Consider the following 10,342-nt stretch of genomic DNA (forward strand, 5'->3'; position numbering starts at 1 on the left):
TTTGCTAAGCTAGGAATAAGTGAAAATAGGAAAGAGAGAACAAGATGACACGTTATCAAGATGATTTTTATGATGCTATAAATGGTGAGTGGGAAAAGACTGCAGTCATTCCAGCTGATAAATCAAGAACAGGTGGTTTTATCGACCTTGACGAAGAAATTGAAGAGTTGATGCTAACAACAACTGACAAGTGGTTGACTGGAGAAGATGTGCCAGAAGATGCTATCTTGGTAAACTTTGTTAAGTACCATCGTATGGTCAGAGATTTCGATAAGCGAGAAGCAGATGGGATCAAACCAGTTCTTCCTATGCTTAAGGAATACCAAGATTTGGAAAATTTTGCGGATTTCGCAAGCAAATTAGCAGAGTTTGAATTAGCTGGTAAACCAAACTTCCTTCCATTTGGAGTATCACCTGACTTTATGGATGCTAGAACCAATGTTCTCTGGGCTAGTGCTCCAGGAACAATCTTGCCTGATACGACCTACTATGCGGAAGACCATCCACAACGCGAGGAATTATTGAACCTTTGGAAAGAAAGTACTGCTAATCTCCTCAAAGCCTATAACTTCTCAGATGAAGAAGTCGAAGATCTTTTAGAGAAACGATTGGAGTTAGACTGTCGTATCGCAGCAGTCGTACTTTCAAACGAAGAAAGTTCAGAATACGCCAAACTCTACCATCCATACGCTTATGAAGATTTCAAAAAGTTTGCACCAGCTTTACCTCTCGACGACTTCTTCCAAGCTGTGATTGGGCAAGTACCTGATAAGGTCATCGTAGATGAGGAACGTTTCTGGCAAGCGGCAGAGCAATTCTATAGTGAAGAAGCTTGGCCTTTGCTCAAGGCAAGCTTGATCTTGAGTGTGATCAACCTTTCAACGAGCTATTTGACAGATGAGATTCGTATCTTGTCAGGTGCTTATGGCCGTGCTCTTTCAGGTGTTCCAGAAGCCCAAGATAAACGCAAGGCTGCTTACCACTTAGCGCAAGGACCATTCAAACAAGCCCTTGGCCTTTGGTATGCCCACGAAAAATTCTCTCCAGAAGCAAAGGCGGATGTTGAGAAAAAAGTGGCAACTATGATTGATGTTTATAAGGAACGCTTGGCCAAAAACGACTGGCTCACTCCTGAAACACGAGAAAAAGCTATCGTCAAACTCAATGTCATCAAGCCTTATATCGGTTACCCAGAAGAATTGCCAGCTCGTTACAAGGACAAGGTAGTAGACGAAAACGCTAGCCTCTTTGAGAATGCCCTATCCTTTGCGCGTGTAGAAATCAAACACAGCTGGAGTAAGTGGAATCAGCCAGTAGACTACAAGGAGTGGGGCATGCCTGCTCACATGGTCAATGCTTACTACAATCCACAAAAGAACTTGATTGTTTTTCCAGCCGCTATCTTACAGGCGCCATTCTATGACTTGCATCAGTCATCTTCTGCCAACTATGGTGGTATCGGAGCAGTTATTGCCCATGAAATTTCTCACGCCTTTGATACTAATGGAGCTTCCTTTGATGAAAATGGAAGTCTCAAGGATTGGTGGACTGAGAGCGACTATGCAGCCTTTAAAGAGAAAACGCAGAAGGTTATCGACCAGTTTGATGGTCAGGAATCTTACGGAGCAACCATTAACGGGAAGCTAACTGTATCAGAAAACGTTGCGGACTTAGGAGGAATAGCTGCAGCGCTAGAAGCTGCCAAGAGAGAACCTGACTTCTCAGCTGAAGAATTCTTCCATAACTTTGCGCGTATCTGGCGTATGAAAGGCCGTCCAGAGTTGATGAAACTCATGGCTAGCGTTGACGTGCACGCGCCAGCTAAACTCCGTGTCAATGTCCAAGTGCCAAACTTTGATGACTTCTTTACAACCTATGATGTCAAAGAAGGCGACGGTATGTGGCGTTCACCAGAAGATCGTGTGATTATTTGGTAATCAAAAAACCAAGGATCAAACATCCTTGGTTTTTAGTTTGCTAGAAAAATGGATTAAAGGTTTTTTCGTGAGCGATGGTCGTAGCAGGTCCGTGTCCAGGATAGACATCGTAGTTTGGGAGAGTAAAGAGCTGGGTTTGGATACTATGGAGAAGCTGTTCCATGCTACCAGTTGGTAAGTCTGTTCGACCAATGGTTTCACGGAAAAGAGCATCACCCGTTAAGACAAGCTGAGTATCCGGAAAGACAAAGGATACGCCACCAATAGAGTGGCCTGGTGTTGGTAATACAGTAAAGTGAAACTCCTCTATCTGGTATTCTTTATGAAAGACAAAGGTGTGTTCAGCTGGTCTACAGACAACATCTGCCATATCATCGTGACGAGGAAGACCAGAAAGATTATCAACAGGAGTATAGAGCCAAGTGGCCTCGCTTTCCGCTACATAAACGGGAGGATTTCCAAAAGTATCTCTAACCAAGTCTAGACTCAAGATATGGTCATAGTGGGTGTGGGTCAGGAGAATTGCACAGACTGGTTTGTTAATGGTCTCGATAGTCTTGCGAATAGCCTCCCAATGGCTACCAGGATCGACTACAATCAAGTGTTGGTCTCCTTCAAGATAATAAGTGTTTTCATAGGCAACAGGGTTCACAGTTTTATGGATTTTCATAGGATTTCCTCTTTCAAAGAATTTACTCCTACTAGTATAACACAGAAGAATAAAATAAGGAATCAACAAGAAAGTCCCTCCATAAAGGAAGGGACTTTCTTGTTATTAAAAATGATTTTTCCAGGCTTGGAAACGAGCATCCAGTAGGAGTTGTGTCAGATTTTTTAAGATTTCAACTTGCTCGGGCTCCAGTGTCTGGGCTTGAGAAACAAGTTGTCGAACATGGTCAATAGCATTTTTAGAAGACAGTTCATTAATGGAACTGATTCCAGATTCTAGAATGGTACCAAAGAAGAGATCGAAGTAGAGCTCCAGTTCCTCATCGGGAACACTATCCACCCATTCTTTGAGAGTGTCTTTAATTTGGAGACTCTCGCTACTAATTGCCTCAAGTTGGACAAAGTGGTGTCCTTCAGTTTGCCAGCTAAAGGTGCTATGTTGAGCAATACCCCCGAGAGCCGTAGATTTGACGACGATAGGAGTATCAGGAACTTCCAGCATCATGCCAATGACAGAACCTTGTGGGACGAAACGGTGAATTTTTGGAATAACATCTTGATAACCAGTGGTCTCAGTCAGATGAGCCTGCAAACCAGGTGCGTCATAGGTATAAACTGCGGAGACTTTTTCTTGCAATTCAGGCTGGATTTGACTGGCAGCATAGACAGCCAGATTCCCACCTTTAGAATGTCCAGCTACAATCACTTTTTGTTTTGGATGTTGGGTAAAGAATTCTTCCAAGTATTCAAGAGCATGTTTTTGGGCAGGTATTTCCTTCATGTAGGTCATATGGAAATCTTCCTTCCAACCAATAATACTATCGTCTGTACCTCGAAAGACAATCAGATAAGTATCTAAATCAAGGCGATAGGTCATAGCAGCGAACTGTTTCTGTTGCTCCGTATCAACCTCGTTTACAAAGTTAGAGAGTTTGCTATTTTTAAAACGTTTGTGCTGGGATAACTGATCGAGGAGCTGGAGACGTTCTTTATTGGTCAACATGTTAGTCTCACGAGGGACACGTGTTGCGACATCGCTTAAACGATTGACAGGCTGTTCCAATAAGTTATCAAAAGGAAGATAAGTCAGCTCTGTAAAAGCAAGTATATCCAGTTCATTCAAGGGAAGATCGTAAAAAGAATCGTATTGAACGTCAGTTAGGTAGTCGAAAATATTGGACATGGGAACTCCTTTCTTTACTTTTATCTTATCAGATTTGCATCAATTTCGCTAGTAGTGAGGAGAATTTTGCTATAATATAGAAAAAGGAGGAGCAGATGCATAAGATTTTACTAGTAGAAGATGATCCAGTTATTCGTCAACAAGTTGGGAAAATGCTCTCCGAATGGGGATTTGAGGTAGTCATGGTAGAAGACTTCATGGAGGTTCTCACACTATTTGTTCAGTCTGAACCTCATCTGGTTCTCATGGATATTGGCTTGCCTCTCTTTAATGGTTATCACTGGTGCCAGGAAATTCGCAAGATTTCTAAAGTTCCTATTATGTTTCTGTCTTCGAGAGACCAGGCTATGGACATCGTGATGGCCATTAATATGGGAGCGGATGACTTTGTAACCAAGCCTTTTGACCAGCAGGTTCTTTTAGCCAAGGTACAGGGCTTATTGCGTCGTTCCTATGAGTTTGGACGGGATGAAAGTCTCTTAGAGTATGCTGGAGTTATCCTCAATACCAAGTCTATGGATGTGCATGTCAATGGCAAAGCTATCAGTTTAACCAAGAATGAATTTCAGATTTTACGTGTCTTATTTGAGCATGCGGGAAATATCGTAGCGCGTGACGACCTAATGCGGGAGCTCTGGAATAGTGACTTTTTTATCGATGATAATACCTTGTCCGTAAATGTCGCGCGCTTGCGCAAGAAATTGGAGGAAGAAGGTTTGATTGGTTTTATCGAAACCAAGAAAGGAATAGGGTACGGATTGAAACATGCTTGATTTCAAAAGTTTTTTTCTAGCTTATATCCGTTCGCGTAGCCGTTTTTTCGTGTTTATTCTCTTACTTACAGGTTTACTTTTTCTCTTTGAGGTCTTATTTGATAACCAAGTGCCCTACTTTAATTATTTCTTCTTTCTATCTACCTTTTTAACACTTTTGTTTTTGGTCTATGATTTCTTGATAGAATTGCAACGCTATCGTAAGGAATTGTTTTACGGAAAAAGAGAAGCCAAGTCACCAATGGAGGCTCTATTGACTGAAAAATTAGAGAAAAGTGAAGAGGAACTCTATCAAAAGAAATCAGATGCGGAAAACCGCTATAATGATTTGGTGGACTACTATACACTCTGGGTGCATCAGATAAAAACACCCATTTCAGCCAGTAAACTCCTCGTGAGCGAGGTGGCAGATCGCCAATTGAAGCAACAGCTAGAACAGGAAATTTTTAAGATTGATTCCTACACCAACCTCGTTCTCCAATACCTACGCTTAGAGAGCTTCCATGATGATCTGGTATTGAAGAAAGAAAATGTGGAGAATTTGGTCAAGGAAGTCATTCGCAAATATGCCATTTTCTTTATCCAGAAAGGTTTAAGTGTTAATCTGCATGACTTGGATAGAAGCATTGTGACGGATAAAAAATGGTTGTTAGTAGTTATTGAACAAATCCTTTCAAATAGCCTCAAATACACAAATGAAGGTGGAATTGAAATCTATATGGACGGTCAGGACCTTTGTATAAAGGATACTGGGATTGGCATTAAAAACAGTGATCAATTGCGAATTTTTGAACGCGGATTTTCAGGCTACAATGGTCGTATGACCCAGCAGTCATCTGGTCTTGGACTCTACCTGACCCAAAAAATCAGCCAAGAATTAGGACATCAAATCCGTATCGAATCTGAACTGGGTCAAGGGACGACTGTGCGCATTAAGTTTTCAGAAGTAAACCTACTGATCGAATGAAAAGAATTGCTAAGAGCTTGGAAGAATCCTTTCAGGCTCTTCTTTAGACCTTGTTATGGTAAGAAAATAGGTTTCAATCAGATAAAAAATTTTAATCTTACAAAAATGTAAGATTAAAGCTCCATTTGTAAGGTTATGTTATGGCAAGTCCTCTTTATTTGGAGTAAACTTATAGCATAAAGATAAAGGAGCAAAACTATGAAAACAATCTTACAAAAGAAAGATACAAGTAAACCAAGTCCAAAAGAGATCGAGCGAGTTCAGCTCGGTTGCGCTATTATGCAGGCTCAGTTTCAATTAATGGGATATTAAAAAGGAGATTATCATGACACTATTAGATGTAAAACACGTTCAAAAGATTTATAAAACACGTTTCCAAGGCAACCAAGTAGAAGCCCTGAAAGATATTCACTTTACCGTAGAAAAAGGCGACTATGTTGCCATTATGGGTGAGTCTGGTTCTGGGAAATCTACTTTACTCAATATTCTCGCCATGCTTGACAAACCAACTCGTGGTCAGGTCTTCCTAAACGGAACAGACACAGCTACCATTAAAAATACTGAAGCATCAAGCTTCCGTCGTGAAAAGTTAGGCTTTGTCTTCCAAGACTTCAATTTGTTAGATACGCTTTCTGTTAAAGACAATATCTTACTCCCTTTGGTATTGTCTAGAAAGCCTATTACAGAAATGATGAAAAAATTAGTCGTGACGGCTGAAAATCTTGGCATCAACCAATTGCAAGAGAAGTACCCTTATGAAATTTCTGGTGGGCAAAAACAAAGGGTAGCAGTTGCACGCGCCATTATCACAGAACCAGAAATTCTTCTTGCTGACGAGCCGACAGGAGCTCTAGACTCTAAATCATCTGCTGCACTGCTTGATATTTTTGATCAGATCAACGAGCAAGGACAGACTATTCTCATGGTAACCCACTCAACAGCTGCGGCCAGTCGTGCGAAACGTGTCCTCTTCATCAAGGACGGCATTCTTTACAATCAAATCTACCGTGGTGAAAAGACTGAACGTCAGATGTTCCAAGAAATCTCTGACACCTTGACTGTTATGGCAAGTGAGGTGAACTAGTATGTTTCGATTAACCAATAAGTTGGCCATCTCCAACTTAATCAAAAACCGCAAACTCTATTATCCTTTTGCACTAGCAGTTCTCCTTGCAGTTACTATCAGCTATCTATTTTATTCATTAACTTTTAATCCTAAAATGGTAGAAATGCGGGGTGGATCTTCTATTCAATTTACCCTACAACTTGGTCTCATCGTAGTAACACTTGCATCTGCCATTATCGTCCTTTATGCCAACAGTTTTGTCATGAAAAATCGTTCCAAAGAACTGGGTATATATGGCATGTTGGGACTAGAAAAGCGACATTTGATTGGTATGACCTTCAAGGAACTCCTGATTTTTGGTCTAGTAACAGTCACTGCTGGGATTGGGATTGGTGCCCTCTTTGACAATCTGATTTTCGCTTTATTGCTCAAACTTTCAAAGATGAAGGTGGAGTTAGTCGCAACCTTCCAATGGTCCGTAGTCCTTTCCATCCTTCTGGTATTTGGTCTTATCTTTTTAGTAATTGTCTTCCTAAATGCTATCCGCATTATCCGTATGGATGCTCTCCAACTCTCTCGTGAGAAAGCAAAAGGTGAGAAGAAGGGCCGTTTCCTAGTGTTTCAGACAATCTTGGGACTACTCTCTTTAGGTAGTGGCTATTATCTAGCTCAAAGCGTAACAAATGCTCTATTGGCTATTTCTACCTTCTTTTTAGCTGTAATACTGGTCATTTTAGGAACCTATCTCTTGTTCAATGCTGGGATTACAGTTTTCTTGAAAATGCTCAAGAAAAACAAGAAATATTACTACAAACCTAACAATCTCATCTCTGTTTCTAACCTCATTTTCCGTATGAAGAAAAATGCGGTTGGTTTAGCGACTATCGCCATCCTTTCCACCATGGTTTTGGTCACCATGTCGGCAGCAACCAGTATCTACAATGGTTCTGAAAATATTAAAAAACTCCTGTATCCTCACGATATGTCAATTTCAGGACAAAATGTAGAAGTTGAGGATTTAGACCAACTTTTAACTCAGTATGCCAAGGAAAAGAACCTAACAATCAGCACTAAGGATGTTCTTAGCTATGCAAGTTTCGGCCTTTCTAGTCAAGATGGTACCAAATTAACCACCTTTGCAAAAGGTCAAAATAGTGTTATGCCCAAGACAGTTTTCCTAGTCTTTGATCAAAAGGATTATGAAAAAATGACTGGACAAAAGCTGAACCTTACGAATAATGAGGTGGGACTATTCGCTAAGAACGATGGCCTTAAAGGTCAAAAAGCATTCAGTCTGAACAATCAGAACTATACGATCAAGCAAGAAATCCAGCAAGATTTCCTCAGAGACCATGTTGCTAACCAGTATGTACTTTTGATCTCAGATTATAACTACCTTGTTGTCTCAAATTTGCAGGACTTTTTAGATAAATACCAGGATTCTGCTATATACACTCAGCTATATGGTGGAATGGATGTGACAGCAAGTAAAGAGGAACAGTTAAAGCTATCTGATGATTTCGATGCGTATGTGAATAATTTCAGTCACAATCTCAAGAACGAGGATGGTATGGTTTACGGTGCAAACATTGCGAGTGAGTCAACTGTCGAAATGAACGCTCTCTTTGGTGGAGTCCTCTTTATCGGTATTTTTCTCTCTATCATCTTTATGGTTGGTACTGTACTCGTTATCTACTATAAACAAATTTCAGAAGGTTATGAAGACCGTGAACGCTTTGTCATTCTGCAAAAGGTTGGTTTGGATCAAAAACAAATCAAGCAAACCATTAACAAGCAGGTCTTGACTGTTTTCTTCCTACCTCTGGCCTTTGCCTTCCTTCATCTGGCTTTTGCTTATCACATGTTGAGCCTGATTCTCAAGGTCGTTGGTGTTGTTGATTCAGCCATGATGTTAAGTGTAACCCTTTCTATCTGTGGTATCTTTGCTTTAGTCTATGTCCTAATCTTTATGATTACTTCAAGAAGCTATCGCAAGATTGTTCAAATATAAAAATAAAGGATATAATGTAAAGTCTGAAAGTTATTTTGACGGAGGAATCCTAGATTATATTGAATACTCTATCTTAGTAGTCATAATTTGCGGGTTTACCTTGGGGATCACACCACCTTGGGTGGTTTGCATGATACAAAATTGGAAAACCAAACACACTCATCATGTTTAAACATTAAAACGTTATCTTCTTTCAGAGGAGATAACGTTTTTTCTTTTTCGGATAAGGAAACAAAAATTTCTACCTTTCACTATCTTTCAAATTGATTGAGTTCTTCAGAGAAAGGTTGTAAAATTTTTGATATAATATCAAGGATGGACTGATGGATAGTTAAAAGATAATTTTCAAAAGAATGATAGGTGAGAAGAAAAATATGTAAGATTGGACAGAAGTCTCTCTACCATCGTCTATACAGAAACAAGATTATATGAAATAAAAGGAGTAACCAATGACCGGAAACTATTCAACACGTGAATACCGTGAAAAATTATATGATGATCTTCATGTTCGATTAAGAGATACACTGATTTTGATGTGTTCGATTTTTATTGCCTCTATAGGTCTAAATATGAATTCAACAGCTGTCATTATTGGAGCCATGCTGATTTCCCCTCTTATGACACCGATTGTTGGACTGGGATTCGGTTTAGCTATTTTTGATACGCGTTTAATCAAGCAATCTCTAGAGGTTTTATTTACTCAAGTATTGGTCAGTTTGCTTGTCTCGACTCTGTATTTCTGGATTACTCCCTTATCTTATGCAAGTAGCGAGTTGATTGCACGAACCTCTCCAACAATTTGGGATGTTCTCATTGCTATTGCTGGTGGGATAGCAGGTGTTATTGGTTCAAGGAAAAAAGAAGCAAACAATATCGTGCCTGGAGTAGCTATTGCAACAGCTCTGATGCCACCTATCTGTACTGCAGGCTATGGTTTAGCTAATGGAAATGTGCGATTTTTATTTGGAGCTCTCTATCTTTTCTTGATCAACTGTGTCTTTATCATGCTAACCAATATTGTTGGAACTAGAATTTTAATGAGAAAATCTCCTTTAAGTTCATTTAAAGAGCTAAACATTAAAATGAAAATTGCCTTGATATCCTTAATTGTATTATTGGTTCTTCCAGCCAGCTATTCAGCAGTCACTCTGACGATAGATCAAGCGCGAAAAGAAGGGATCAAACAGTTTGTAGGAAAAGAGTTCGCCAATCATACGGTCATTAATCAAGTCTACAAGTCAAGTAGCAATGAATTAGTCTTGACAGTTGTTGGAGATCCGATTTCAGAAGAAGAATTAGAAACAATCTGCCAAAAACAAGCCTCTTACGGTATTCAATCTGTTCAATTGAAAGTCAATCAAGTCCATAATTCGACAAAATTAGATAGTGAGATGACCAAGGAATTTTATGAAACCATTAACAAGTATATCGATCAAAAACTCTCTGAAAAAGATTCACAAAAAGATCTCGTAAAAGAGAATGAAGCAGACAAGGACTGAGGAAAGTCAACTTATCTAACTCATGGAAGCAAATCTTATAACTAAAAGTTAGTGGATAGAAAGGATTGTTGATGAGGATACCATTTGTGGTGGTTTGACCAATCACTACTAGCTCAGCTTAATCAAAATATAAAAAAAGCAACAACTGAAATGAACTGACCCCAAAAAGTTAGACAATTAATTTATCCAAAGGATTTAGTTCTGTATTGCACAGGACTGAGTCCTTTTAGTTTTACC

8 protein-coding genes are annotated in these 10,342 nt (G+C 39.6%); 6 read left to right on the plus strand and 2 right to left on the minus strand.

The genetic code is table 11. The features are described from left to right. Positions 1–44 precede the first annotated feature (44 nt). A complete protein-coding gene (locus HMPREF1116_RS08185) occupies positions 45–1,937 on the plus strand; it encodes a M13 family metallopeptidase (RefSeq protein ID WP_000199247.1) in 1,893 nt (630 codons plus the stop codon). A 40-nt stretch (positions 1,938–1,977) separates the two neighbouring features. Here HMPREF1116_RS08185 and HMPREF1116_RS08190 read toward each other — a convergent pair whose 3' ends face one another. Together HMPREF1116_RS08190 and HMPREF1116_RS08195 are read right to left on the minus strand one after the other, a co-directional pair. Beyond that, positions 1,978–2,607 carry an MBL fold metallo-hydrolase gene (locus HMPREF1116_RS08190; protein WP_000690837.1) on the minus strand — a complete coding sequence of 210 codons (630 nt, stop codon included), beginning with the start codon at positions 2,605–2,607 and terminating at the stop codon, positions 1,978–1,980. A 105-nt stretch (positions 2,608–2,712) separates the two neighbouring features. Beyond that, positions 2,713–3,789 carry a DUF2974 domain-containing protein gene (locus tag HMPREF1116_RS08195; protein WP_000065158.1) on the minus strand — a complete coding sequence of 359 codons (1,077 nt, stop codon included), beginning with the start codon at positions 3,787–3,789 and terminating at the stop codon, positions 2,713–2,715. A 95-nt stretch (positions 3,790–3,884) separates the two neighbouring features. Between HMPREF1116_RS08195 and HMPREF1116_RS08200 the strand changes: the two genes are divergently transcribed. The 5 genes from HMPREF1116_RS08200 (at position 3,885) to HMPREF1116_RS08220 (ending at position 10,105) form a co-directional block, all read left to right on the plus strand. Further along, entirely contained in the window at positions 3,885–4,562 is a 678-nt protein-coding gene (locus HMPREF1116_RS08200) for a response regulator transcription factor (RefSeq protein ID WP_000548968.1), read from the plus strand. Then, positions 4,555–5,529 carry an ATP-binding protein gene (locus tag HMPREF1116_RS08205; RefSeq protein ID WP_000883859.1) on the plus strand — a complete coding sequence of 325 codons (975 nt, stop codon included), beginning with the start codon at positions 4,555–4,557 and terminating at the stop codon, positions 5,527–5,529. The genes HMPREF1116_RS08200 and HMPREF1116_RS08205 overlap by 8 nt, the downstream gene beginning before the upstream one ends. Positions 5,530–5,854: 325 nt before the next feature. Then, positions 5,855–6,613, plus strand: coding sequence for an ABC transporter ATP-binding protein (locus tag HMPREF1116_RS08210; protein WP_000173364.1), 759 nt, complete (start codon positions 5,855–5,857; stop codon positions 6,611–6,613). Position 6,614: 1 nt separating this feature from the next. Next, complete coding sequence (locus HMPREF1116_RS08215) at positions 6,615–8,606, plus strand: ABC transporter permease (protein ID WP_000489334.1); 1,992 nt, start codon at positions 6,615–6,617, stop codon at positions 8,604–8,606. 449 nt (positions 8,607–9,055) lie between these two features. Beyond that, positions 9,056–10,105 carry a DUF389 domain-containing protein gene (locus tag HMPREF1116_RS08220; protein WP_000147502.1) on the plus strand — a complete coding sequence of 350 codons (1,050 nt, stop codon included), beginning with the start codon at positions 9,056–9,058 and terminating at the stop codon, positions 10,103–10,105. The last annotated feature ends 237 nt before the right edge of the window (positions 10,106–10,342 follow it).

This window comes from Streptococcus sp. SK140, from assembly GCF_000259525.1.
GTDB lineage: Bacteria > Bacillota > Bacilli > Lactobacillales > Streptococcaceae > Streptococcus.